Source organism: Tistrella arctica, from assembly GCF_039630945.1.
GTDB lineage: Bacteria > Pseudomonadota > Alphaproteobacteria > Tistrellales > Tistrellaceae > Tistrella > Tistrella bauzanensis.
This window is the reverse complement of sequence record NZ_JBBKTV010000002.1, coordinates 61,210-85,006: the sequence shown is the minus strand read 5'-3', so window position 1 is coordinate 85,006 and position 23,797 is coordinate 61,210. Positions and strand designations below refer to the sequence as shown.

General features: G+C 66.4%; 23 protein-coding genes. 20 read left to right on the top strand and 3 right to left on the bottom strand.

What is annotated here, in order from left to right; genetic code table 11:
* Positions 1 to 11 precede the first annotated feature (11 nt).
* From WG924_RS04485 to WG924_RS04450, 8 genes are read left to right on the top strand one after another with little or no spacing between them, the layout of a single operon-like run.
* Entirely contained in the window at positions 12 to 1,172 is a 1,161-nt protein-coding gene (locus WG924_RS04485) for an acyl-CoA dehydrogenase family protein (protein ID WP_345931822.1), read from the top strand.
* The gene (locus WG924_RS04480; RefSeq protein ID WP_345931821.1) at positions 1,172 to 1,678 is read left to right on the top strand and encodes a MaoC family dehydratase; all 507 of its coding nucleotides are present in this window, start codon (positions 1,172 to 1,174) and stop codon (positions 1,676 to 1,678) included. The genes WG924_RS04485 and WG924_RS04480 overlap by 1 nt, the downstream gene beginning before the upstream one ends.
* Complete coding sequence (locus WG924_RS04475) at positions 1,675 to 2,901, top strand: CaiB/BaiF CoA transferase family protein (RefSeq protein WP_345931820.1); 1,227 nt, start codon at positions 1,675 to 1,677, stop codon at positions 2,899 to 2,901. The genes WG924_RS04480 and WG924_RS04475 overlap by 4 nt, the downstream gene beginning before the upstream one ends.
* Positions 2,894 to 4,273, top strand: coding sequence for an MmgE/PrpD family protein (locus WG924_RS04470; protein WP_345931819.1), 1,380 nt, complete (start codon positions 2,894 to 2,896; stop codon positions 4,271 to 4,273). The genes WG924_RS04475 and WG924_RS04470 overlap by 8 nt, the downstream gene beginning before the upstream one ends.
* Positions 4,270 to 5,136: an HpcH/HpaI aldolase/citrate lyase family protein gene (locus WG924_RS04465; RefSeq protein WP_345931818.1), complete on the top strand. Its 867-nt coding sequence runs from the start codon at positions 4,270 to 4,272 to the stop codon at positions 5,134 to 5,136. Before WG924_RS04470 ends, WG924_RS04465 begins: the two co-directional genes overlap by 4 nt.
* A 30-nt stretch (positions 5,137 to 5,166) precedes the next feature.
* A complete protein-coding gene (dctP, locus tag WG924_RS04460) occupies positions 5,167 to 6,144 on the top strand; it encodes a TRAP transporter substrate-binding protein DctP (protein ID WP_345931817.1) in 978 nt (325 codons plus the stop codon).
* A complete protein-coding gene (locus tag WG924_RS04455) occupies positions 6,134 to 6,676 on the top strand; it encodes a TRAP transporter small permease (RefSeq protein ID WP_345931816.1) in 543 nt (180 codons plus the stop codon). The genes dctP and WG924_RS04455 overlap by 11 nt, the downstream gene beginning before the upstream one ends.
* A complete protein-coding gene (locus tag WG924_RS04450) occupies positions 6,673 to 7,938 on the top strand; it encodes a TRAP transporter large permease (RefSeq protein ID WP_345931815.1) in 1,266 nt (421 codons plus the stop codon). The genes WG924_RS04455 and WG924_RS04450 overlap by 4 nt, the downstream gene beginning before the upstream one ends.
* Before the next feature lie 93 nt (positions 7,939 to 8,031).
* On the opposite strand, the gene WG924_RS04445 is transcribed toward WG924_RS04450, so the two are convergent.
* Positions 8,032 to 8,781, bottom strand: coding sequence for a GntR family transcriptional regulator (locus WG924_RS04445; RefSeq protein ID WP_345931814.1), 750 nt, complete (start codon positions 8,779 to 8,781; stop codon positions 8,032 to 8,034).
* 307 nt (positions 8,782 to 9,088) lie between these two features.
* Here WG924_RS04445 and WG924_RS04440 point away from each other — a divergent pair, with 307 nt between their 5' ends.
* The 10 genes from WG924_RS04440 (at position 9,089) to WG924_RS04395 (ending at position 18,638) form a co-directional block, all read left to right on the top strand.
* Positions 9,089 to 10,204, top strand: a complete 1,116-nt coding sequence (locus WG924_RS04440; protein WP_345931813.1) for a cupin domain-containing protein — start codon at positions 9,089 to 9,091, stop codon at positions 10,202 to 10,204.
* Positions 10,205 to 10,352: 148 nt separating this feature from the next.
* Positions 10,353 to 11,258, top strand: coding sequence for a fumarylacetoacetate hydrolase family protein (locus tag WG924_RS04435; RefSeq protein ID WP_345931812.1), 906 nt, complete (start codon positions 10,353 to 10,355; stop codon positions 11,256 to 11,258).
* A 157-nt stretch (positions 11,259 to 11,415) separates the two neighbouring features.
* Positions 11,416 to 12,588: an ABC transporter substrate-binding protein gene (locus WG924_RS04430; RefSeq protein WP_345931811.1), complete on the top strand. Its 1,173-nt coding sequence runs from the start codon at positions 11,416 to 11,418 to the stop codon at positions 12,586 to 12,588.
* 82 nt (positions 12,589 to 12,670) lie between these two features.
* Positions 12,671 to 13,588, top strand: a complete 918-nt coding sequence (locus WG924_RS04425; RefSeq protein ID WP_345931810.1) for a branched-chain amino acid ABC transporter permease — start codon at positions 12,671 to 12,673, stop codon at positions 13,586 to 13,588.
* Between the two features lie 10 nt (positions 13,589 to 13,598).
* Positions 13,599 to 14,621, top strand: coding sequence for a branched-chain amino acid ABC transporter permease (locus WG924_RS04420; RefSeq protein ID WP_345931809.1), 1,023 nt, complete (start codon positions 13,599 to 13,601; stop codon positions 14,619 to 14,621).
* A complete protein-coding gene (locus WG924_RS04415; protein WP_345931808.1) occupies positions 14,614 to 15,366 on the top strand; it encodes an ABC transporter ATP-binding protein in 753 nt (250 codons plus the stop codon). Before WG924_RS04420 ends, WG924_RS04415 begins: the two co-directional genes overlap by 8 nt.
* On the top strand, positions 15,366 to 16,079 hold the full coding sequence (locus tag WG924_RS04410) for an ABC transporter ATP-binding protein (RefSeq protein WP_345931807.1): 714 nt from the start codon (positions 15,366 to 15,368) through the stop codon (positions 16,077 to 16,079). The genes WG924_RS04415 and WG924_RS04410 overlap by 1 nt, the downstream gene beginning before the upstream one ends.
* A 37-nt stretch (positions 16,080 to 16,116) precedes the next feature.
* Positions 16,117 to 17,073 (top strand): carbon-nitrogen hydrolase family protein, encoded by a 957-nt coding sequence (locus WG924_RS04405; RefSeq protein ID WP_345931806.1) that lies wholly within the window; start codon positions 16,117 to 16,119, stop codon positions 17,071 to 17,073.
* Positions 17,074 to 17,082: 9 nt separating this feature from the next.
* On the top strand, positions 17,083 to 17,748 hold the full coding sequence (locus tag WG924_RS04400) for a flavin reductase family protein (RefSeq protein ID WP_345932253.1): 666 nt from the start codon (positions 17,083 to 17,085) through the stop codon (positions 17,746 to 17,748).
* Positions 17,745 to 18,638: an alpha/beta hydrolase gene (locus WG924_RS04395; RefSeq protein WP_345931805.1), complete on the top strand. Its 894-nt coding sequence runs from the start codon at positions 17,745 to 17,747 to the stop codon at positions 18,636 to 18,638. Before WG924_RS04400 ends, WG924_RS04395 begins: the two co-directional genes overlap by 4 nt.
* Positions 18,639 to 18,965: 327 nt before the next feature.
* On the opposite strand, the gene ilvD is transcribed toward WG924_RS04395, so the two are convergent.
* A complete protein-coding gene (ilvD, locus tag WG924_RS04390; RefSeq protein WP_345932252.1) occupies positions 18,966 to 20,804 on the bottom strand; it encodes a dihydroxy-acid dehydratase in 1,839 nt (612 codons plus the stop codon).
* Positions 20,805 to 21,007: 203 nt separating this feature from the next.
* Complete coding sequence (locus WG924_RS04385; RefSeq protein ID WP_345931804.1) at positions 21,008 to 21,724, bottom strand: pirin family protein; 717 nt, start codon at positions 21,722 to 21,724, stop codon at positions 21,008 to 21,010.
* A gap of 142 nt (positions 21,725 to 21,866) precedes the next feature.
* Between WG924_RS04385 and WG924_RS04380 the strand changes: the two genes are divergently transcribed.
* Positions 21,867 to 22,781, top strand: a complete 915-nt coding sequence (locus tag WG924_RS04380) for a LysR family transcriptional regulator (RefSeq protein WP_345931803.1) — start codon at positions 21,867 to 21,869, stop codon at positions 22,779 to 22,781.
* A 119-nt stretch (positions 22,782 to 22,900) separates the two neighbouring features.
* A complete protein-coding gene (locus WG924_RS04375; protein WP_345931802.1) occupies positions 22,901 to 23,755 on the top strand; it encodes a 2OG-Fe(II) oxygenase family protein in 855 nt (284 codons plus the stop codon).
* The last annotated feature ends 42 nt before the right edge of the window (positions 23,756 to 23,797 follow it).

The window sequence follows — 23,797 nt, the reverse complement described above, 5'->3', positions numbered from 1 at the left end:
GGAAAGAAAAAATGAGCGACCTCCCCGATGACATCCTCCAGATGCAGGCGTCCGCGCGATCATTTGCCGAAAAGGAAGTCGAGCCGATCGCCCAGGACCTGCACCTCGCCGATGCGGAAATTCCAGACGGCGTCCTCAAGAAGATGTGCGACATGGGTATCTTCGGCTTGATGGCGAAGGAAGACGACGGCGGGCTGGGAATGGGTAACCTCGCGGCAGCCGTCGTGACTGAAGAGCTGTCGCGGAGCTGGTTCTCGGTGGGCGCGCTGCCGGCGCGCAACTGGGGGCTGATCGAAATCATCTCGCGCAATGGCACGCCGGACCAGAAGACGCGGTTCCTGCCGGGCCTGATCTCGGGTGCGTTGCAGGCGGCTCATTCCGGGACCGAGCCGGAGGCCGGGTCGGACGCGGCCAATATCAAGACGATGGCGGTGAAGGACGGCGACGACTATGTGCTCGACGGCACCAAGCTCTGGTGCACCCATGCCTGCCGCGCCGACATTATCTCGTGCTTCGTGCGGACGTCGAAAGAGCACAAGCATTCCGGCATTTCGCTCCTGCTTATCGAAAAGCCGCGTGGGACGTTTCCGGCACCGGAGTTCACGGCCCGGAAGCTCAACACCATCGGCTATCATGGCATGCACTCATACCAGTTGTTCTTCGACGGGCTGAGGGTTCCTGCCGCGAACCTCGTCGGTGGCGTTGAAGGTCTGGCGTTCAAGCAGTTGATGGCCACCTATGAATTCGCCCGGATGCAGTTTGCCTTCCGGTGCATCGGTCTGGCGCAGGCCGCCTTCGAGAAGGCCCGCGACTATGCCGGCACACGCGTACAATTCGGGAAGACCATCGATAATTTCCAGGCGATCCGCTTCAAACTGGCGGATATGGCCACCGGTATCGAGGCGGCACGACAGCTTGGCTATATGGTCGCACGCAAGCTGGACCGGGGCGAGCGGGCTGATCTGGACGCCGGCATGGTCAAGCTTTTCGCCGCCGACATGGCGCAGAAAGTCTGCCATGAGGCCGTCCAGATCCACGGCGGCATGGGGTTCGCGGTCGAAACCGCGGTGAACCGTTACTGGCGGGATTCGGGACTGCTGACCATCGGCGAAGGCACGTCGGAGATCCAGCGAGAGGTCATCGCGCGCCGACTGATCGAAGGGCGGGGCTGATGGCGATCACCGGCCGCGACACCTATTTCGAAGCCTTTCAGGTCGGTCAGGTCTACGACCACGCCCGGGGGCGCACCATCACCAACTGGGACAATTACGCGCTGACCCATATGTCGATGAATACGGCTTCGGCGCATTTCGACCTGCTGCTGTCGACCTCGGCGATGGACGGACGCTTCAAGGAGCGGATCGTGGCCGGGCCCTGCACGCTGAGCATCGTGATCGGGCTGACGACCGAGGACATGAGCGAGAACGCGTTCATGGATGTCGGCCTCGACAAAATCCGCCTGCATGCGCCGGTGTTCCAGGGCGACACGCTCTATGCGCGCTCCGAAGTACTGGATCTGCGGCAGGCGGACCGCGCGGATGCCGGTCTGATGCGCTATCGGTTTACCGGCCGCAATCAGCACGGCACGGACATCGCATCGGGTGAGCGCACGGTCCTGGTGAAACGCGCCAGTCACTGGGCGGACCGCGACGCAGCTTTCGGAAGGAAGACAGCATGAACGCGCAGGCCCCCGCCGGGCTGAACGGGATCACGGTGCTCGACCTGACACAGGGTGTGGCAGGGCCGTTCTGCACCCGTCTCATGTCGCAGATGGGTGCGCGGATCATCAAGATCGAACGCCCTGGCACTGGCGACCTGATCCGGTTCTGGGACACGATCGTGCACGGCATGTGTTCCGGGCACGCCTGGGTCAATCCCGGCAAGGAGAGCCTGGCCCTGAACCTCAAGGAAGAGGCCGGGCGCGAGATCCTGATGGACCTTGTCGAGAAGGCCGATATCGTCATCGAGAACTTCGTGCCCGGCACGCTGGAAGGCTGGCACCTGGGCTACGAGGCGTTCAAGGCACGCAACGAGAAAGTCATCTTCTGCCGCATCTCGGGCTTTGGCCAGGAGGGCGCCTATTCCGACCGCGCCGCTCTCGACCTGATCGTGCAGGGCGAGACCGGCCTGATCTCGACCAACGGCACACCGGATGAACCGGCCAAGATTTCGCTGTCGGTCTGCGACATCTCCGGCGCGATGTATGCCACGGTCGGCATCCTCGAGGCGCTGTTCCACCGCGAGCGGACCGGGCGCGGGCAGGAAGTGCAGGTCGCGTTGTTCGACGCGATCATGACATGGACCGGATATTTTCCCTACATGCTTTGGTATGGTGGCAAGGCGCCGCAGCGGGTCGGCCTGCATCATCACACCATGGCGCCCTATGGCCCCTATATGGCTGGCGACGGCAAGCAGGTGATCGTCGCGGCCGGGGGGGGACACACGGTCATGTGGCGCAAGTTCTGCGAGGCGATCGGCGACATCGCCCTGTTCGACGATCCGCGCTTCGCAGGCAACAAGGAACGGCTGGAGAACCGCGCAGCGCTCGACGAACGGGTCGGCGCGGCCTTCGCCAGGCACGATCGGGCCTATTGGCTGGACCAGTTCCACAAATGCCAGATCCCGGCAGGGGCCCTGAACACGCTGGAGGATGCCTTGAATCATCAGCGCTTCAAGGACCGCGCGATGGTGCTGGAGGTCGAAAGCGCCGTCGGGCCGGTCAAGGTGTTCGATTTCCCGCCGCGCCTGTCGGACGCGCCCTCGGTCAACCGCCTGGGCCCGCCGCTGGTCGGCGAGCATACCGGCAGCATCCTCAGCGAGATGGGGCTGTCCGGCGACCAGATCGCGGACCTCGCCAGCCGCGGGATTATCGGCACGATGTCGGAGACGAACAATGGCTGACGGTGAAAACGCCGCGCCGGCGGCCAGCGCGACCCTGGCGGCATTTTCCGCGTCGACCCGCGGTTCGGACATCCCCGGATCCGTCCTGGCGCTCATGCGCCAGTGCCTGCTCGATTTCATCGGCAATACGGCATTCGCCGCGGTCAATGCCGACAGCACCGAGGCCGTGCGCAAGGGATTGCTGACTTTCGCGGGCGATGCCGTCGGCGAGGTGACCGTGATCGGCGAAGCCACGACGCGGCCCGCCGCGCTGGCCGTGCTGATGAACGGCACCTACGCGCATTCGATGGATTTCGACGACACGAATTTCTTCGGCAAGCTGCATCCGGGCGTGACGGTCATCCCCGCGGCGCTGGCCGTGGCGGAGGAGACGCATGCGACGGGCCGCGATCTGATCGAGGCCATCGCCATCGGCTACGAAGTGGCCTGCCGTGTTGGTGGCGCCCTGGGTGAAGCGACCTACCAACGCGGGTTCCATCCCACGCCGATCGGCGGACTGTTCGGCGCGGTGGCAGCAGCCGGCCGCCTGCTGGGGCTGACCGGCGAGACGATAGAGGCCGCTTTCGGTCTGGCGGGCAGCCGGGCGGCCGGATCGATGCAGTACATGGAGAACGGAGCCTGGAACAAACGTCTCCATCCCGGCTTCGCCGCGCATGACGCGCTGATGGTGACGCGGCTGGCCCAGGCCGGCGTCGTCGGAGCGGCGCAGCCGCTGGAAGGCCGCGCCGGCGTCCTTCAGGGCTATTCCCCGAAGCCGGATCCGACCCGGCTGAGTATCGGGCTTGGCACCCGCTGGGCCGCCGCCGAAACCGCCATCAAACCGTTTCCGAACTGCCGCCTCAACCACAGCGCGATCGAAGCGGCGATCGAGATGGGCGCCCGCATCGGGTCGGTTCAGGATGGCACGGTCGAGGTGCGGCTCGACCCGACATCCTATCGGCTTGTCGGCGAAGACGTTCCTGCCAAACGCGCGCCCCGCAACATCGTGGACGGCCAGTTCAGCGTGTATTTCCAGGTGGCTGTGGCGATGCTGACAGGCCGCAGCGATTGGGACAGCTATGCCCTGCTCGGCAATGCGGAGATCGAGAAGCTGACCGGCAGGATCACCGTGATCTCGGACGCCACGCTCAAGGTCGGCCAGACAATCCTGACGACCCGGTTCGGCGACAGCTCCGACAGGATCGAGATCGACGAGCCGATGGGCGAACCCGGCCGCCCACTTGGCTGGGACGGGGTGCTGGCAAAATATATGGGGCTCGCGGGGCCGGTTCTCGGGACCGGACAGGCAACCAGCCTGGCACAATCGATCGCCGGCATTGCCGACGAACATGACGTGGCGCGGGTCATGGCGTTGGCCCGGAGACCGGCGTGAAACGCGACACCGTTCTGCGGCGCAGTCAGCTCGTCACGCCGGCCGCCAAGTCCGGCGTGATCGCCAAGGCGCTGGCTTCGGCCGCCGACAGCGTGGTTCTCGACCTCGAAGATGCGGTTCCGGCCGACCGGAAGGCCGAAGCGCGATCCGTTCTGGCGCGGGCGCTTGCCGATGCGACCATCCGGGTCGGCGAGGTCGCGGTGCGGATCAACGGGCTGCACACGGACTGGTGGCTCGACGATATGCGCGCGCTGTGCGGCCTGCCCGTCAGCTCGATCGTCATCCCGAAGGTCCGGGCGCCCGGCGATGTCGTCTGCATCGATCGGGTGGCACACCAGTTGCGACAGCACGGGCTGGCTGAGGTGAGCCTGCAACCGATGATCGAAACGCCCGATGCGGTGCTGCAGGCCATGGCCATCGGGGCGGCGAGCCCGCGCAACGTGGCCCTGCTGTTCGGGATCGGGGACTACATCGCCGAAACCGGCATGCGGTTCGGCACGGCGGGGCCGGAGCTGGCCCGCGCCCAGGTGGCGCTTGCAGCCCACGCCGCGGGGATCGATCCGATCGACCATGTCTGGCCGCACGTCAAGGATGCCGACGGGCTTGTCAGGAATGCGGAGGCCGGCGCGGCGCTTGGTTATGTCGGCAAATGGGCGATCCACCCCGCGCAGATCGACGCCCTTCATGCGGCTTTCATGCCCACGGCGGCCGAGCTGGCCGAAGCGCGACGCATCGTCAACGCCTATGAGGCATCCGTGGCGCAGGGGATCGGCGCAATACTGGTGGAGGGGCAACTCGTCGACGAGGCGGTTATCAAGATCATGCAAGGACGATTGGCCATGGAAACGGCCGATCGCAAATAATGGCCGCAAGGCCAAGGGGAGGAATGCATCATGAAACAAGCACTTTTCGGACTGGTCATGCTGGGCCTCACGGCACCGGCGGCTGCGGAGGATCTGGTCATCACGTCGGAAGTCCCGGCGAGCCACTGGAAAAGCGACTACGTCAATCAATTCGCCGAGATGGTCAAGGACCGCTCGGGTGGCGAGATCGAGGTCAAGTTCTATCCCGCGGGGCAGCTCTACAGCGACAAGGATGCCATTGCGGCGATCGGCACGGGTTCGGTCCAGATGGTCTGGCCGATCAGCGGCAACCTCGATGCGCTGGATTCACGGCTGGGCCTGCTGGGACTGCCGTTCACGCTGTCCGACGACCTGATGAGCAACCCCGACTTCAGCGCCGATATCGCGAGGCTCGTATCGGCGCAGGTCGAGGACCGTGGCATCGCCATTCTGGGTCTGCTGCGCGCCACCGATGCGATCATCGTCATGAAGAACACGCCGGTGACACAGGTGTCGGATCTCGCGGGCAAGCGCATTCGGTCGGGCGGCGGCGCGATCGCGCGGGAGATGGTGGCGCAGATGGGCGCCAGCCCGATCAGCCTGCCCGCCTCGGAGATGGTGACGTCCATGTCCCAGGGTGTGATCGACGGTGTTCTGACGTCTCCGGCAGGCTGGAAGACCATCCTCGCGGATACCGCATCCGAGGGGGCGCTGGTGCCCGGCATGTTCCTGGCCACCTATTCCATCGTCGTGGATGCCACGTGGCTGAAAGGGTTGAGCGACACGAACCGCGAGGCGGTCACCTCTGCGGCACGCGACGTCGCATCGGAACAATGGGCTGACGCGGTCGAGAAGGACAATGCCGATCTCCAGGCGATGATCGACGCCGGCAAGGGGTATCACCTGATCGACGGGCCTCAATTCGACGCGTTTCGCGCCGCGGCGCAGCCGGTGATCGACGCCTATGCCGAAGCACATCCCGGTACCTGGAAGGCCTATCTGGGCGAGGCCGCGAAACATGCCGAATAATCCGACCACCTGCGGCTTTGAAAAACTGCGCAGTCTCCTTTCAGGGGGACTGCTGATCCTGGCCACGCTTGCCCTTCTGATCTCGCTCGGAACGATGCTGTTCGAATCGCTGTCGCGCGTCTTCGCCTCGAAGAGCTTTTTCTGGGCGGAAGAGCTGGTCCGGTTCGCCATCATCGCCATGGCCTTTCTGTCACTGGCCGTCGCGGGTGTACAAGGCCGGCACATCCGGGCGGAGTTCTTCGTGAGCCTGTTTTCCCGACGCCTCCAGCTTGCGGCCTGGGCGATCGCAGGGGTTGCCGGGGCCGTCTTCTCGGGCGTTCTGGCGTGGTCGGGCTGGGGCCAGACCACGCACCTGATGCGAACGATGATGCGCAGCGAAAGCAGCCTTGAACTGCCGATGTGGATCATTGCCGGCTTCATACCGGTGGGTGCCGCACTTCTGACGATTTTCTACGTCAGTCGCCTCGTCGGCCTGATCAGACGGCGCAAGGATCCGTTCCTGCCCCCTGAGGCGGGGGAGCCATTGCTGTGATCGGTTTCGCCGTAATTCTCCTGCTCCTGCTCCTTGCGATCGGCACGCATGTCGGCATCGCCATGGGCATCACCGCCGTGATCATCCTGTGGCTGGAAGGGCTGCCGATGGCGGTCGTGTCCCAGAATGCGCTCAAGACGGTGGACAGTTACGCCCTGGTCGCGGTGCCGTTCTTCATCCTCGCCGGCGAATTGATGATGAAAGGTCGTATCGCCGACATCCTCGTCGCGCTGATCGGGTCGATCGTCCGCGTGATACGCGGTGGGCTGGCGTTGACGGTCATGCTGGGCTGCGTGTTTTTCGCCGCCGTGTCCGGAAGCTCGGTCGCCTCCGCCGCCGCCATCGGTAAATCCTCGGTGTCGATCCTGTCCGACGACGGCTATCCCCGACGATTCGCGGCCGGCATCGTGGCCGTTGGCGGCACGTTGGGTCTGATGATCCCGCCGTCCCTGACCTTCATTCTTATCGGGTCGATGATCGGGCTTCCGATCGACCGGTTGTTCATCGCCGGCATCCTGCCCGGCATTCTCGAAGCGCTCGTGCTTGCCGTGGTGGCGACGCTGATCGCCCGCCGCCGGGGATACGGCACCACGCTGCCGCGCCCTGACTGGAGACTGTTCGGCCGGTCGTTCGGCCCGGCGCTGCCTGCCATGATGTTCCCGGTCCTCATTATCGGCACGATTTACGGCGGCATCTTCACGCCCACCGAGGTCTCGGCCGTCGCGGCGACCTATGCGGCGTGCCTGTGCCTGTTCGTCTATCGCACCGCCAACCTTCGCGCGGTCTGGGCGGCGTGCAAATCGACCGCGCTCGCCTCGGGCATGATCTACCTGATCGTCATCGGCGGCTCGCTGCTGGCCTTCGTCCTGACCCGGATCGGGTTCGCCGATCAGCTCACCGGCATGGCGCAGGCGGCGAATATGGAGCCGTGGATGTTCCTCATCGCGGTCAACATCGTCCTGCTGGTGCTGGGCATGTTCGTGGACGGCGTGTCACTCATCGTGCTGACGGCCCCGACCCTGTTCCAGATGGCGCCGCATTTCGACGTCAATCCCATTCACCTGGCCGTGATCATGACCGCGAATGTCGAGATCGCCACGCTGACGCCGCCCGTCGGCCTCAACCTCTTCGTGATGAGCGGGATTGCCCGGCTGCCGGTCGAACAGGTCATACGCGGCGTCCTGCCATTCTACCTGGCCCGCCTCGTCGCGCTCGTCTGCATCACGTTCATACCCTGGATCAGTCTGGCGCTGGTCGGTTGACCACGGGGTCCGGACGCCCGGCCCCCCGGCGACCCGCCGACAGCGCGCGCCCCTCCGCAGACGCCAGGTCACACACGGGTCGGCATCAGACCATCAGCCGGCCTTGATCCCCAACCGCTCGATCAACCGCCCGGTGTCGCGCAGATGTGCGGCCAGAAGGGTGATGGCCGCCTCGGTATCGCGGCCGATGGCGGCATCCATGATCGCGCGGTGTTCAGCCTCGATATCACGGCCGCCGGGCGCCGCGCCCTCGTCATCGGGGGCGGCGCCGGCGCGCATCAGCACCGGGCGACGATAACGCTCGGTCTGGACATACAGCATTTCAGCCAGTTCCCGCACCCAGCGCGACGGGCAGGCGCCGATCAGGGCGCGATGAAACGCCTGATGGCGGCGCTCGATTTCCTCGATCGCGGTTTCGCTGGGCCAGTCGCCGGCCGCCCGCAGCCTTTTGCTGCAATGGCTGAGCGCATGAAACGCGCTGACCACGCCGATTTCCCAATCGTCATCGCCGCGCGCGATCGCGGTTTGCAGCGCCTCCCGCTCGATCAGGATGCGGGTTTCGATCGTGTCCCACATCTCGTCCAGCGACATGTCGGCGACGCGGAAACCGCGCAGCGCATGGGCCGTCACCAGCCGCTCGCTCTGCAGCCGCGCCAGCGCCTCGCGCAATGGCGAGAAGCTGAGGCCATAGGTTTCCTTCAGAAACTCGAACCGCATCGGCTGGCCGGGCGCCAGGCGGCCGGCCACGATATCGCGACGGATCGACCGGTAAGCCTGTTCGGCGAGCGTCTGAACCGGCTCCGCATCGGCGTCGGCGGCCCGGATGGCGCTGGTATCGGCCATGGCGGCTCCAATCGGTATGTCTGTTCGGGGGCGAGATGAGGCGGGGACAAGGTGAGGCGGGGAGCGGGCTGGCGCAGGCGGGCTGGTGCCACAGAATGTGCATCACTGCCCGCATCCTGCAAGCCGCTCATTTTCCCCGATCCATCCGATAAACGCAAGAATCAGGATTTTCGACAATCCTTTTGACTTTCTACGAAGCGGACCCTAGCGTTCAGTCAGGGGCATGGCTCGGGAGACCGGCCCCCACAGATTTTCAGGCGCCGGGTCGGCCCAGGCCGGACCGCCGCCTTCAGGGAGGACGAGACCCATGCGGGAGGATGTTCCCGGCCGGGCGAATGTCGCCGATACGCCCGAACTCGCCGCCTATTACGATGCGCTCGCCGCCCGCGAGATGGGCGCGTTGTGGACGGTCGCCAACGAGATCGAACCCTGGTTCCCCAAGCCGAAATCGGTGCCGATGATCTGGCGCTGGGCGGATGTCCGGCCGTTTGTCGACCGCGCGCCGTCGCTGGTGCGGCCGGAAGATGCCGGGCGCCGGGTGGTGATGCTGGTCAATCCGGGCCGGCGCGACATCTCGGCCGCGGTCGGCCTGCTCTATACCGGCGTGCAGGTGATGGATGCCGGCGAATGCGCCAGCGCCCATCGCCATATGGCCAGCGCGCTGCGCTTCATCATGGAGGGCACCGGCGCCTATACCATCGTCGAGGGCGAGCGGATGACCCTGGGGGCACGGGATTTCGTGCTGACCCCCAACGGCACCTGGCATGAGCACGGCGTGGCGGAGGATGGCTCACGCAGCATCTGGCAGGATGGCCTCGACATCCCGATGATCAATGCGCTCGACGCCAATTTCTATGCGGTCCATCCCGATCTTCAGCAGGTCGAGACCAAGCCGGTCGACAGCTCCGCCGCGTTGTGGTCGGGCGGGATCATCCAGCCGACCGACTTGCGCCGCAACTGGCACAAGCCCTGGTCGCCGGTGCTGAAATACGCCTTCGAGCCGGCCTATGACGCGCTGGTCAAGGCATCGAAGATCCATGAAGGCTCGCCCTATGACGGTGTGATCATGGAATATGTCAACCCGCTGACCGGCGGGCCGGTGATGCCGACCATCGGCGCCAGCCTTCAGATGCTCCGCCCCGGCCAGCATACCCGCGCCCACCGCCACACCGGATCGATCGTCTATCAGGCCACCAAGGGCCGCGGCTTCTCGGTGATCGACGGCCGCCGCTACGACTGGTCCGAGAAGGACATCTTCGTGGTGCCGTCATGGTCGGTGCATGAGCACGCCAATCTGTCGGAGACCGAGGATGCCTGCCTGTTCTCGTTCAACGATCTGCCGGTGATGCGCGCGCTTGGCATCTATCACGAGGAAGCCTTCACCGGCACGCCCGATGGCCGGCAGCCGCTGATCACCGCCTGACCGGCGGTCCAGCAACCCCGCCCCCGACCGTCACCTCCATCATCGATCCTGGCCGGCATCCGCCCCCGCGATGCCGGCTGCGGGAGAGCTTTGGCCGCTCTCCCGCCCCCTCCCATCCGACCACTCCCCCGATCCATCCGAGGACCAGATGAAGCTCGTCACCTATGACCGGGATGGCGCGGCACGGCTCGGTGCCGTCGCCGCCGACCAGATCGTCGATCTTGCCATGCTGGCCGATGCGGCCGGCGAGACCCTGCCCTGCGCCATGATCGACCTGATCGCGCTGGGTGAAGACGGCCTTGCCAGCGCCCGGCGGCTGATGGCCGCCCATGACGGCAACTGGCCGGCCGGCACGGCCCGGCCGATCGAAGGCGCCCGGCTTCTGGCCCCGATCCCGCGTCTGCCCAAGGGCGTGATCGGCGTCGGCCTGAATTATGCCGAACATGTCGAGGAATCGAGCCGGACCATGGACACGGCGCGCGAGCGCCCCAGCCATCCGGTGATCTTCTTCAAGCCGCCGACCGCCGTGGTCGGGCACGAGGCCCCCATCCTGCACAACGCAGCCCAGACCCGGCAGATGGATTGGGAAAGCGAGCTCGGCGTGGTGATCGGCCGCACCTGCCGCAATGTCGGCACCGATGCCGCGATGGGCATGGTGTTCGGCTATACCTGCGTCAACGACATCTCGGCCCGCGACCTGCGCCATGGCGGTCAGTGGTGCTTCGCCAAGGGCCAGGACAGCTTCGCGCCGATGGGCCCCTGCATCGTCACCGCCGACGAGATCCCCGACCCGCACACCCTGCGCATCGGGCTGCGGGTGAACGGCGTCACCAAGCAGGATGGCAATACCGGCCAGATGATCTTCCGCGTGCCCGATCTGATCGCGCATCTCAGTTCCGGCATCACGCTGGAGCCGGGCGACGTCATCGCCACCGGCTCGCCCTCGGGCGTCGGCATCAGCTTCACGCCGCCGCAGTTCCTGCAGCCCGGCGACGTCGTCGAGGTCGAGGTCGAGGGCATCGGCGTGCTGCGCAACCCGGTGGTCGCCGTCTGACGACAGCGTCGGGCGGCCCCCACGCCGCCCGAACCTCCACCCGAACCCACGCCCCCGCCCAACCCCACGCCCCCGAACCTCTGCGCGGAAGGCCGGCCACCCAAGAGCCGGCCCCCGCCACCCTTGTTCAATCCGGCCCTGACAGGAGGCTCATACCATGCGGAACTGGCTGACGACGGTCACCCTCGCCGCCCTGGCGTCGACCGCGCTGACCGCCCCGGCACTCAGTGCCGATCCGGTGCGGATCGGCTTCATCACCACCTTGTCCACCCCCGCCGGCTATATCGGCGAGGATCTGCGCGACGCCTTCAACCTGGTGATCAACAAGGAAGGCGGCAAGCTCGGCGGCGTGCCGGTCGAACTGCTGGTCGAGGATGACGGGCTGAAGCCCGCCAATGCCAAGCAGATCGCCGAGCGCATGGCCGGCGACGGCGTGAAGCTGTTCAGCGGGGTCAATTTCTCGAACGTGCTGGCCGCGGTCGCACCCACCGTGCTCGATGCCGGCGCGTTCTATGTCAGCCTCAATCCCGGACCCTCGGTATTCGCAGGCGAAGGCTGCCGGCCGAACTATTTCGTCGCCTCGTATCAGAACGACAGCTACCACGAGGCAGGCGGCCTCGCCGCCAACGAACTCGGCTATAAGCGCATGGTCATTCTGGCGCCGAACTATCAGGCCGGCCGCGACGCCCTTGCCGGTTTCAAGCGCACCTATAAGGGCGAGGTGCTGGCCGAGATCTACACCAAGCTCGACCAGACCGACTTCTCGGTGGAGTTCGCGCGGCTGCGCTCGATGAAGCCCGACGCGATCTATCAGTTCCACCCGGGCGGCGCCGGCATCAATTTTGCCAAGCAGTATGCCAATTCGGGTGTCGCCAAGGACATCCCGATGGTGCTGCCGATGTTCTCGATGGATCAGCGCATGCTGGGCGCCAGCGGCGAGGCATCGAAGGGCTATTATGTCGCCGCCAACTGGAGCGCCGGGCTCGACAATCCGGCGAACAAGGATTTCGTCGCGGCGTTCGAGGCAGCCTATAACCGCACCCCAACGGTCTATGCCGCCCAGGCCTATGACACCGCCCGGCTGATCGGCTCGGCGCTGCAGGCGGTCGACGGCAATCTCGACGACACCGAAGGCTTCCGCGCCGCGATGATGAAGGCCGATTTCGCCTCGGTGCGCGGTAATTTCCGCTTCGGTCCCAATCAGCATGCCATTCAGGACTGGTATCTGATGAAGATCGCGCCCGGCGCCGACGGCAAGCTCGCCCATGTCGTCGAGCGCAAGGTGGCGGACGGCATGCCGGACAGCTACGCCGCATCCTGCAAGTTCTGATCGCCGGCGGGGCGGGCCCTGGCGCCCGCCCCGCATCCCTGCCAGCCCGATGTCGCCCGGCAACCTCCATGCGGAAGAGGCCATGTCCACGCTGCTGATCGAGCAGATCCTGAACGGTCTGCAATACGGCGCGATGCTGTTCCTGCTCGCCTCCGGCCTGACCCTGATCTTCGGGATCATGGGCGTGATCAACCTGACCCACGGCTCGTTCTATATGGTCGGCGCCTTCTGTGCCGCCCATGCCGCCACCGCCACCGGATCATTCGCCGCGGCGATCCTGGCGGCCCTGGTCGGCGCCGGGCTCTATGGGCTGATCATGGAACTGGTGGTGATCCGCAGGCTCTATGCCCGCGACCATCTGGATCAGGTGCTCGCCACCTTCGGCATGATCCTGTTCACCAACGAGCTGGTGACCGTGGTCTTCGGCCGCACCCCGCCCTTCATGGACATTCCGGGCTTCCTGTCGGGCACGGTGCAGCTTCTGCCGGACCTGTCCTATCCGGTTGTGCGACTGGCCTTCATCCTGGTCGGCGCGCTGGTCGCGATCGGGTTGTGGGCGCTGATCACCCGCACCCGCATCGGCATGCTGATCCGCGCCGGCGCCGACGACCGGTCGATGGTCGATGCGCTGGGGGTCGATATCCGCCGGCTGTTCAGCCTGGTCTTCGCGCTGGGCGCCGTGCTGTGCGGGCTGGCCGGGGTGATGACCGCGCCGCTGCTGGCGGTCGAGATCGGCATGGGCGAACGCATCCTGATCACCACCTTCGTCGTCATCGTGGTTGGTGGCGTGGGTTCGGTGCGCGGCGCCCTGGTCGGCGCGCTGCTGGTCGGCATGGTCGACAGCCTGGGCCGCGCCTATATCCCGATCACGCTCTATGACCTGCTGCCGCCCGAGATCGCGAGCACGCTAGCGGCCGGTCTCGTCTCCGCCAGCATCTATGTGCTGATGGCGGCGATCCTTCTGGTCAGGCCGCGCGGCCTGCTGCCGGCACGCGGATAGGATGCGCCCGATGTCCACGATGCTCTCCTCCTCCACCACCGGCGGCGCCACCGGTTCCCCCCCGGTGTCCCGCCGCCTGCTGGTCCATATCGTCGCCTTCGTCATCTTCGCCGGCGTGCCGCTGTTCGCGGCCCTGGTGGGCGAGCCGTTCATGATCAGCCTGTTCACCCGCTTTCTCATCTATGCCGTGGCCGCCGTCAGCCTGGATCTGGTGATGGGCTATGGCGCGCTGATCAGCTTCGGCCACGCGGCCTTTTTCGGCCTCGGCGGCTATGTCGTCGGCATCGTCGCCCATCATGGCGCCGAAACCGGCATGCTCTTCGGCATCGCCACCAGCAATTCGGCGCTGATCATCTGGCCGGTGGCGGTGGTGTTGTCGGCCGTGCTGGCCCTGATCATCGGCGGGCTGTCGCTGCGCACCACCGGCGTGCAGTTCATCATGATCACGCTCGCCTTCGGGCAGATGGTCTATTTCCTGCTGGTGTCGCTTGAAGTCTATGGCGGCGATGACGGGTTGCTGATCGGCCAGCGCAACAGCCTGCCGCTGATCGATTCCGCCGATCCGGTCAGCTTCTATTACCTGTGTCTGGCGATGCTGGCCCTGTGGCTGGGGTTCTGCTGGCGGCTGGTCGGCTCGCGCTTCGGCATGGTTCTGCGCGGCTTGAAGCAGAACCAGCGCCGCGCGGTCAATCTGGGCTTCGCGCCGCTGCCGCACCGGCTGGCCGCCTTCGTCATCTCGGGCGCCGGCACCGGGCTTGCCGGTGTGCTGTGGGCCAATTACGCGCTCTATGTCAGCCCCGACATGGCCGCGTGGTCGAAATCCGGCGAATTCATGTCGATCGTGATCCTGGGCGGGGTCGGCACGCTGTTCGGCCCGGTGATCGGTGCCGCCGTGTTCCTGGGCCTTGAACAGATCCTGGCGATCTGGACCGAGCACTGGATGCTGGTCATGGGGCCGGTGCTGGTGGCGGTGGTGCTGTTCGCCCGTCGGGGCCTGTATGGCTTCCTGGTCGGAGAACGCAGCCATGACTGAGATCCCCCGCCTTCAGATCAGCGGCCTGCACAAGCGTTTCGGCGCGGTCGCCGCCACCGCCGGTGTCGATCTCGACGTCCGCCCGCGTGAGGTTCATGCCCTGATCGGCCCCAATGGTGCCGGCAAGACCACGCTGATTTCCCAGATCGCCGGCGAGATCCTGCCCGATGAGGGCCGGATCCTGATGGATGGCCGCGACATCACCCGCATGGCCGCCCATGCCCGCGCCGGCGCCGGCCTCGCCCGGTCGTTCCAGATCACCCAGTTGTTCCCCGATTTCACCGCGCTCGACAATGTCGCGATGGCGGTTCAGGCCCGGCAGGGCCGCAACTGGAACCTGTGGGGCCGCGCCCGGCGCGATCTGTCGTTGCGCGATCCGGCCATGGCCCGGCTCGACGAGATGGGGCTTGCCGATCGCGCCGATATCCGGGTGTCGGATCTGGCCCATGGCGAATGCCGGCAGCTTGAGCTGGCGGTGGCGCTGGCCGCCGGTGCCTCGCTGCTGCTGCTGGACGAACCGATGGCCGGCCTGGGGCACGAGGAAAGCCTTCAGATGACCGCCATCCTGGAACGGCTGAAGGGCAGCTATGCCATCCTGCTGGTCGAGCACGACATGGATGCCGTGTTCGCCCTGGCCGACCGTGTGACGGTGCTGGTCTATGGCCGCACCCTGTTCACCGGCACGCCCGACGAGGTGCGCGCGCATCCCGAGGTTCGTGCCGCCTATCTCGGAGACGGTGCCTGATGCTGACGGTCGAGGAACTGGAAGCCGGTTACGGCCGGTCGCAGGTGCTGTTCGGCATGGCGTTGACGGCCGCGGAAGGCGAGGTCATCTCGCTGGTCGGCCGCAACGGCATGGGCAAGACCACCACGGTCAGCACCATCATGGGCCTGTTGCCCGCCCGTCGCGGCCGGATCGGCTTCGATGGCCACGACATCGCCGGCCGCGCGCCCAACCGGATCGCCCGTGCCGGCATCGGGCTGGTGCCGGAAGGCCGGCGGGTGTTCGCATCATTGTCGGTGGAAGAAAATCTGGTCGCCACCGCCATCCGTCGCGACCGCCACGGCGCCGATGGCAGCGCCCAATGGACCCTGCCCCGGGTGTTCGAGCTGTTCCCGCGTCTGCTGGAACGGCGCCGGCAATCGGCCCGCACCCTGTCGGGCGGCGAACAGCAGATGCTGGCCATCGGCCGCGCCCTGCTGACCAATCCGCGCCTGCTGATCCTGGACGAGGCCACCGAAGGTCTGGCGCCGATCATCCGCCAGGAGATCTGGGCCTGCCTCGGCACGCTGAAGGCCAGCGGCCAGACGATTCTGGTGATCGACAAGAACCTGAAGGAGATGGCCCGTCTGGTCGACCGCCATCACCTGATCGAAAAGGGCCGCGTGGTCTGGGCCGGCACGCCCGAGGCGCTCGCCGGCGAGCCGGATCTTGCCCATCGCTATCTGGGACTGTGACGCCCGCATCCGCTTCAGCCAGCCAGGACACTCTGTCATGACCTCGCCCTCATCGATCCTGCCCTTCACCGCCGGTGTGGCGCAGATCGCCGCCGATCCGTTTAATCCCATGGCATCGGCGGCCAAGGTCGCCGCCACCATCCGCGAGGCCGCCGCCCGCGACGTGGCCCTGCTGGTCTTCCCCGAAGCCTGTATCGGCGGCTATCCCAAGGGCGCCAGTTTCTCGACCCCGGTCGGCCAGCGTCTGCCCGAGGGTCGCGAGGCATTCCGGCGCTATTTCGATGCGGCCATCGACCTCGACGGCCCCGAACTGGCGCTGGTGACCGACGCGGTGCGCGACACCGGCATGGTGGTCGTGGTGGGCGTGATCGAGCGCGATGGCGGCACGCTCTATTGCACCGCCCTCACCTTCGACGGCGCCGATGGTCTGGTGTCGCGCCACCGCAAGCTGATGCCGACCGGCGCCGAACGGCTGATCTGGGGCTTCGGCGACGGATCGACCATGGCGGCGGTCGACACCCGGCTCGGCCGGGTTGGCGCGGTGATCTGCTGGGAGAATTACATGCCGGCGCTGCGCATGCATATGTACGCCCAAGGTGTGCATCTGTATTGCGCGCCCACCGCCGATGACCGCGACACCTGGCTGGGCAGCATGCGCCATATCGCCTGCGAGGGCCGCTGTTTCGTGCTGACCGCCTGCCAGCATATCCGCCGCGGCGCCTATCCGGCCGATTATGCCTGCGGTATGGGCGACGATCCGGACACCGTGCTGATGCGGGGTGGCAGCGCCATCGTCGGGCCGCTGGGGCAGGTGCTGGCCGGCCCCGATTTCGACGGCGAAGCGCTGTTGACCGCGCGCATCGACCCGGCCGAGATCCCGCGCGCCAAATATGATTTCGACGTCACCGGCCATTACGCCCGCCCCGACATCTTCCGGCTGGCGGTGGATACCGACCCGAAGCCCGCGGTCATCCGCCGCGATGGCCGCGTCTGAGGGCCGATGATGCAATTCGATTTCGCAACGCTCGACACCGCCCATCGCTACAAGGTTCTGGCCTCCACCGTGGTGCCGCGCCCGATCGCCTGGGTGACCACGCTGTCGGCAGCCGGCATCGCCAATGCCGCCCCCTACAGCTTCTTCAATGTCATGGGATCGCAGCCGCCGATCGTGGCACTGGGTCTGCTTGCCCGCCCCGATGGCAGTCTGAAGGACACCGCCGCCAATATCATTCAGGGCGGCGAATTCGTGGTGCATCTGGTGTCGGAGCCACTGGCCCAGGCCATGAACCTGACCTGCATCGATGCGCCACCCGGTGTCGACGAGATCGCGCTGGCCGGGCTCGCGACCGCGCCGTCGCTGCGGGTGGCGCCGCCCCGGCTGGTGGAGGCACCGGTCGCATTCGAATGCATCAGCCGGGCGGCGATCGCCACCGGCCCGTCGCAGGTGCTGGTGGTGGGCGAGGTGCTGATGGCCCATATCCGGGATGATGCGGTGATCGATGCCGCCCGCTGCCATTTCGCCACGGAACGGCTGGGTCTGGTGGCGCGGATGCATGGCGCCGGCTGGTATGACCGCGCCGGCACCGACATGTTCCAGATGGACCGGCCGGCCTGGGCCGACCACATCGCCTCCCAGGACGCAGGCCACAGCAAGGAACCGGCCCGATGACCGATACCGCACCCACGCCCACGCAGCCGGTCTGGCGCGGGCTCGACCGCGCGGCGCTCGACCGCGCCTATGACGCCCGTGGCACCGTCGCCGATTACGATGCCGAGGCCACCGCTTACGACCAGACCAGCGCCCGGGCGATCGCCAGCCTGGAGCGGCGCGCCGATATCGTCTTCGATCCGGCATCAGGATCGGCGCTCGACCTGTATCCGGCCGGCGTTGGCACGCCGGTGTTTCTGTGGGTGCATGGCGGTTATTGGCGGGCGTTGAGCAAGAACCAGAACGCCTTCGTCGCCCCGGCGCTGGTGGCGGCCGGCATCAGCGTCGCGGTCATCGACTACACCCTCGCCCCCGCCGTCACCCTGGAAGAGATCACCCGCCAGACCCGCGCCGCCCTCGCCTTCCTGTGGCATCAGGCGGATGGTCTCGGCATCGACCGCGAGCGCATATATATCGGTGGATCATCGGCCGGCGGTCATCTGGTCGGCATGCTGCTGGCCGCTGATGGCTGGCGCGCGCAAGCCGGGCTGCCCGACAATGTGATCCGAGGCGCTGTTGCGCTGAGCGGCCTCTATGATCTGCAACCGCTGCGGCTGTGCCGGGTGAATGACTGGCTGGGCCTGGATGCCGCCCGCGCCCACGCCCTCAGCCCGCTGCATGCGATCCCGTCGACGCCCGCCGAGGCCTGCCCGCTGATCACCAGCTATGGCGGCTCGGAAACCGCCGAATTCAAACGCCAGACCGACGATTACCGCGCCGCCTGGCAAAGCTTCGGCCACCCGGCGACCCATATCCCCATGGAGGCCTGCAACCATTTCGACATCGCCCGCCGCATCGGCGAGCCCGGCAACCCGCTCAGCGATGCAGTGATCCGGTTGATCGGGGGGTGACGGGCCGGACGTCGGCAATCACGGGAAGCCGCATCGACCAACGCGGCCCTTGACTATGAAGACATGGTTATCGATGCGTCATGTCACGGCGCATCCGCGCCATCCACGCGGCGGCCTCCGCCTCAACCTCTTCGGCCCGGACGAAATCGCCTGCGTCTGCCTGATCGAGGCCGATCTGGACCTGTTGTCGAAACCAGCGGTCATAGGCGGCAGCGTGTTCCTGTCGCTTTACATTGTCCGGCATGACATCACGATGGCTCTTGAAAGAACGCCCGCGCCGGTTGGCGCGGGCGTGACGTGTCGTGGTGGCGGGCAGCGCCGGCGGCGTCAGTCGCCGGGGATCTGGCGCACCGCGCCCTTGGCGGCGCTGGTCGCCAGCATGGCATAGGCCTTCAGCGCCTTCGAGACCTTGCGCGTGCGGGGTTCCGCCGGCTGCCAGCCGCGGGCTTCCTGGGCGGTGCGGCGGGCGGCCAGCACGTCGTCGGCGACCGCCAGATGGATGCGGCGGTTGGGGATGTCGATCTCGATGATGTCGCCATCCTCGACCAGACCGATGGTGCCGCCTTCGGCCGCTTCGGGCGACACATGGCCGATCGACAGGCCCGACGACCCGCCCGAGAACCGGCCGTCGGTGACCAGCGCGCAGGCTTTGCCCAGCCCCATCGACTTGAGGTAGCTGGTGGGGTACAGCATTTCCTGCATGCCGGGGCCGCCGCGCGGGCCTTCATAGCGGATCAGCACCACATCGCCGGCGGTGATCGCCCCGCCCAGGATGCCGGAGACCGCGGCGTCCTGGCTCTCGAAGATCCGCGCCGGGCCTGAGAAGGTCAGGATCGAGGCATCCACGCCCGCCGTCTTCACGATGCAGCCATCGACCGCGATGTTGCCATAGAGCACCGCCAGCCCGCCATCCTTGGAATAGGCGTGGGCGGCATCGCGGATCACGCCGGTTTCGCGGTCGGTATCGACCGCATCGAAGCGGCGATCCTGGCTGAACGCCACCTGAGTCGGCACGCCGCCGGGGGCGGCGCGGAAGAAATCATGCACCGATTTCGCGGTGCTGCGCTTCACGTCCCAATGGTCCAGCGCATGGCCCATGGTTTCGGCATGCACCATCGGCACGCTGGTGTCGATCAACCCGGCGCGGTCGAGCTCGCCCAGAATGCCCATGATGCCGCCGGCATGATGAACGTCTTCCATATGCACATGGCTGACCGCCGGCGCCACCTTGCACAGCACCGGCACCCGCCGCGACAACTGGTCGATATCGGCCATGGTGAAATCGACCTCGCCTTCCTGCGCCGCCGCCAGCAGATGCAGAACCGTGTTGGTCGACCCGCCCATGGCGATGTCGAGGGTCATGGCGTTCTTGAATGCCGCGACGCTGGCGATGCTGCGCGGCAGGGCGCTCACGTCATCCTGTTCGTAATAGCGCCGCGCCAGATCGACGATCAGATGGCCGGCTTCCACGAACAGCCGCTTGCGGTCGGCATGAGTGGCCAGCGTCGAGCCATTGCCCGGCAGCGACAGGCCCAGCGCTTCGGTCAGGCAGTTCATCGAATTGGCGGTGAACATGCCCGAGCACGACCCGCAGGTCGGGCAGGCCGATCGCTCGATCGCCGTCACCTGCTCGTCCGACACGCTGCTGTCGGCGGCGGCGACCATGGCGTCGATCAGGTCCAGCGACTTGGACTTGCCGTCCACCACCACCTTGCCGGCCTCCATCGGCCCGCCCGAGACGAAGACCACCGGAATGTTCAGGCGCAGCGCCGCCATCAGCATGCCGGGGGTGATCTTGTCGCAATTGGAAATGCACACCATCGCATCGGCGCAATGGGCATTGACCATGTATTCGACGCTGTCGGCGATCAACTCACGCGAGGGCAGCGAATACAGCATGCCGTCATGACCCATGGCGATGCCGTCATCGACCGCGATGGTGTTGAATTCCTTGGCGACACCGCCGGCGCTTTCAATCTCGCGCGCCACAAGCTGGCCCAGATCCTTCAGATGCACATGGCCGGGCACGAACTGGGTGAAGGAATTCACCACCGCGATGATCGGCTTGCCGAAATCCGCGTCCGTCATGCCGGTGGCACGCCACAGGCCGCGGGCGCCGGCCATGTTGCGGCCATGGGTGGTGGTGCGGGAACGATAGGCGGGCATGGTCATCCTCGGTCTGCAGGCGGTGGGCTTCTTGGGGTCCGGCATGACCGCCGGGACATTATGGGCACGGACAGTACCACGATCCGCGCCGGTCATGCCCCTGCATCCTTTGCAGTTATGACCTGTTTTCGCCGAATTCCGATGGGTCTGGTCCAGATGATGGCGCGGTCCGCCACCAAAGCGACCGCGCCATCACTCTGTCGTCAGGCCGCGACGCCGTCGGCCGGCATGTCGAAGATCAGCACCTCGGCATCGTCGATGCCCGCAAGCTCGATCCGGCCACTGGTGATGGCGATGCCGTCACCCTCGCCCACCGTCTCGCCATTCAGGGTCGCCTGACCCGCCGCCACCTGCACCCAGGCGGCGCGGCCCGGCTTCAGATCGTGGGCGACGCCGGCGCCTTCCGGCAGCAGGGTGGCATAGAAATCGACGTCCTGATGGATGACGACCGAGCCGTCGCGGCCATCGCGGGAGCCGACCAGCCGCAACCGGCCGGTCTTTTCGGCGGCGGGGAAGCTCTTCTGCTCATAGCCCGGCGCCATGCCCTCGGCCTCGGGAATGATCCAGATCTGAAGGAAATGCACCGGATCGGTGCGCGAGGCGTTGAACTCGCTGTGGCGGATGCCGGTACCGGCGCTCATCCGCTGCACATCACCGGGGCGGATCACCGACCCGGTGCCCAGGCTGTCGCGATGCTCAAGCCCGCCTTCCAGAACATAGGAGATGATCTCCATATCGCGATGCGGATGGGTGGGAAATCCGCCCGCCGGCGCCACCCGGTCGTCATTGATCACCCGCAGCGGACCGAAGCCCATATGCGCGGGGTCGAAGTAATGGCCGAACGAGAAGCTGTGATTGCTGTTCAGCCAGCCGAAATTGACGTTGCCGCGATCTTCGGCACGGCGAATGGCCATCTGCATGATCGGAGTTCCTTATTCGAAGCCGGGTTGCTCTGTTGCGTTGAGAAGATCCTACCTTGACAATCAAACATCCACAATCTACCCAGATTGATGCAGACCGTCGCCATTTTGGAAACAATCACCGCGCAACCGAGGGGGCTGGATGGACAAGCTGGATGCCATGCAGGCGTTTTCGAAAGTCGTGGCGCTGGGAAGTTTCGCCGAAGCCGGACGCGCGCTGGGGATCACCCGGTCGGCGGTGAGCAAGGCGGTGATGGAGCTGGAACGGGTGCTGGGCGCCAGGCTTCTGGACCGCACCACCCGCCATGTCAGCCCGACCCATGCCGGCCGGGCCTATTACGAACGCTGTATCGAGATTCTGGCGGCGATCGACGAAACCGAATTGCAGGTCACCGCCCTGCATGATCTGCCGCGCGGGGTGCTGAAGGTGAATGCGCCGATGTCGTTCGGCACCCTGCATCTGGCCGAACCGATCGCCGGCTTCGCCGTCAGCTATCCCGATCTGACGGTCGAGATGACCTTGAACGACCGGTTCGTCAATCCGCTGGAAGACGGCATCGACGTCACCATCCGCATCGGCGTGATGGAAGACAGCAGCATGATCGCCCGCAGGCTGTGCCCCTGCCGCCGGGCGCTGGTCGCCAGCCCCGCCTATCTGGCGGCCCATGGCGTGCCCCGATCGCCCGACGATCTGACGGCGCATCGTTGCCTGGTCTATGGCCACAGCACCAGCCTGCAGAAATGGGAGCTGGTGACCGGAGGGCAGGTCCGGCGGGTGCCGGTGGACGCGGCGATGTGTTCCAACAATGGCGAAATTCTGGCTGCCGCGGCCGTGGCCGGCAATGGCATCACCAATCTGCCGACCTTCATCACCGGCCCCGACATCACCGCCGGCCGGCTGGTGCTGGTGCTGCCCGACCATCAGCCGACGACGTTGGACATCTTCGCGCTCTATGCGCCCAGCCGGCATCTGGCGATGAAATCGCGGCTGCTGATCGATCATCTCGTCGCGCGCTTCACCGACCGCCCGGCCTGGGACCGATTTGCCACGCCATAAGCGCAACCGCCGGCAGGTTGTCGCAGGACCCGGCACCGCTCTTGGCAGGCCTGCGGCCAGAGGCTATCCATCAGATGAACCCGCAACGATCTGGGTGAACCGACGCCGGAGTGACCCTCATGCCTGCCGCCAGCCGCTTCGATATCGCCGCCGTCGATGTCCGCGCGCCCGACGCGCCGATGGCATTCACCCGGTCGCTGCACGACACCGGTTTCGCGGTGTTGCGCCATCATCCGATCGATCCGGATCTGATCGCGCGGCTGTATCAGGGCTGGGGTGGGCTCTTCGCCAGCCCCGATATCGACGACCACCTGTTCGATCCGGTCACCCAGGACGGCTATTTCCCGTTCCGGTCCGAGAATGCCCGCGACAGCACGGTCAAGGATCTGAAGGCCTTCTTCCATGTCTATCCCGGCACCCGGCTGCCGCCGGCGGTGGCGGCCGACACCATGGCGCTGTATCAGGATCTGCTGACACTGGGCGCGCTGCTGCTGGGCTGGCTTCAGGACCATCTGCCGCCGGCCATCCGCGACCGGCTGACCGAACCCCTGCCGGCGATGCTGGCCGGATCGATGCAGTCGCTGTTCCGGGTGCTGCATTACCCAGCCCTCGCCGCCGAGACCGAACCGGGCGCGGTGCGGGCCGCAGCGCATGAGGACATCAACCTGATCACCCTGCTGGTCGCCGGCACGGCGCCGGGGCTGGAAGCCCGCGACCGGGCCGGCATCTGGCATGCGGTGCCCTGCGACCCCGGCATGATCGTGGTCAATGGCGGCGACATGCTGGCGGTGGCGACCGGCGGCTACCTTCCGGCAACCTCGCACCGGGTGGTGAACCCGCCGGCCGGCCAGGATGTCGCGCGCCAGTCGATGCCGATGTTCCTGCACCCGCGCCCCGAGGTGGTGCTGGCGCCGGGGCTGACCGCGGGCGCGTTTCTGGACCAGCGCCTGCGCGAGATCGGCCTGAAGCCCTGAGCACCGCATGGCCCCGCCTTGGGGGCCCTGCGCCTTTGCGCC

What these genes read in the sequence shown, in the direction of transcription:
- WG924_RS04485 (WP_345931822.1), top strand. Translation starts at nt 12, where the DNA reads ATGAGCGACCTCCCCGATGACATCCTCCAGATGCAGGCGTCCGCGCGA.
- WG924_RS04480 (WP_345931821.1), top strand. Translation starts at nt 1,172, where the DNA reads ATGGCGATCACCGGCCGCGACACCTATTTCGAAGCCTTTCAGGTCGGT.
- WG924_RS04475 (WP_345931820.1), top strand. Translation starts at nt 1,675, where the DNA reads ATGAACGCGCAGGCCCCCGCCGGGCTGAACGGGATCACGGTGCTCGAC.
- WG924_RS04470 (WP_345931819.1), top strand. Translation starts at nt 2,894, where the DNA reads ATGGCTGACGGTGAAAACGCCGCGCCGGCGGCCAGCGCGACCCTGGCG.
- dctP (WP_345931817.1), top strand. Translation starts at nt 5,167, where the DNA reads ATGAAACAAGCACTTTTCGGACTGGTCATGCTGGGCCTCACGGCACCG.
- WG924_RS04455 (WP_345931816.1), top strand. Translation starts at nt 6,134, where the DNA reads ATGCCGAATAATCCGACCACCTGCGGCTTTGAAAAACTGCGCAGTCTC.
- WG924_RS04445 (WP_345931814.1), bottom strand. Translation starts at nt 8,781, where the DNA reads ATGGCCGATACCAGCGCCATCCGGGCCGCCGACGCCGATGCGGAGCCG.
- WG924_RS04440 (WP_345931813.1), top strand. Translation starts at nt 9,089, where the DNA reads ATGCGGGAGGATGTTCCCGGCCGGGCGAATGTCGCCGATACGCCCGAA.
- WG924_RS04435 (WP_345931812.1), top strand. Translation starts at nt 10,353, where the DNA reads ATGAAGCTCGTCACCTATGACCGGGATGGCGCGGCACGGCTCGGTGCC.
- WG924_RS04430 (WP_345931811.1), top strand. Translation starts at nt 11,416, where the DNA reads ATGCGGAACTGGCTGACGACGGTCACCCTCGCCGCCCTGGCGTCGACC.
- WG924_RS04425 (WP_345931810.1), top strand. Translation starts at nt 12,671, where the DNA reads ATGTCCACGCTGCTGATCGAGCAGATCCTGAACGGTCTGCAATACGGC.
- WG924_RS04420 (WP_345931809.1), top strand. Translation starts at nt 13,599, where the DNA reads ATGTCCACGATGCTCTCCTCCTCCACCACCGGCGGCGCCACCGGTTCC.
- WG924_RS04415 (WP_345931808.1), top strand. Translation starts at nt 14,614, where the DNA reads ATGACTGAGATCCCCCGCCTTCAGATCAGCGGCCTGCACAAGCGTTTC.
- WG924_RS04410 (WP_345931807.1), top strand. Translation starts at nt 15,366, where the DNA reads ATGCTGACGGTCGAGGAACTGGAAGCCGGTTACGGCCGGTCGCAGGTG.
- WG924_RS04405 (WP_345931806.1), top strand. Translation starts at nt 16,117, where the DNA reads ATGACCTCGCCCTCATCGATCCTGCCCTTCACCGCCGGTGTGGCGCAG.
- WG924_RS04400 (WP_345932253.1), top strand. Translation starts at nt 17,083, where the DNA reads ATGCAATTCGATTTCGCAACGCTCGACACCGCCCATCGCTACAAGGTT.
- WG924_RS04395 (WP_345931805.1), top strand. Translation starts at nt 17,745, where the DNA reads ATGACCGATACCGCACCCACGCCCACGCAGCCGGTCTGGCGCGGGCTC.
- ilvD (WP_345932252.1), bottom strand. Translation starts at nt 20,804, where the DNA reads ATGCCCGCCTATCGTTCCCGCACCACCACCCATGGCCGCAACATGGCC.
- WG924_RS04385 (WP_345931804.1), bottom strand. Translation starts at nt 21,724, where the DNA reads ATGCAGATGGCCATTCGCCGTGCCGAAGATCGCGGCAACGTCAATTTC.
- WG924_RS04380 (WP_345931803.1), top strand. Translation starts at nt 21,867, where the DNA reads ATGGACAAGCTGGATGCCATGCAGGCGTTTTCGAAAGTCGTGGCGCTG.
- WG924_RS04375 (WP_345931802.1), top strand. Translation starts at nt 22,901, where the DNA reads ATGCCTGCCGCCAGCCGCTTCGATATCGCCGCCGTCGATGTCCGCGCG.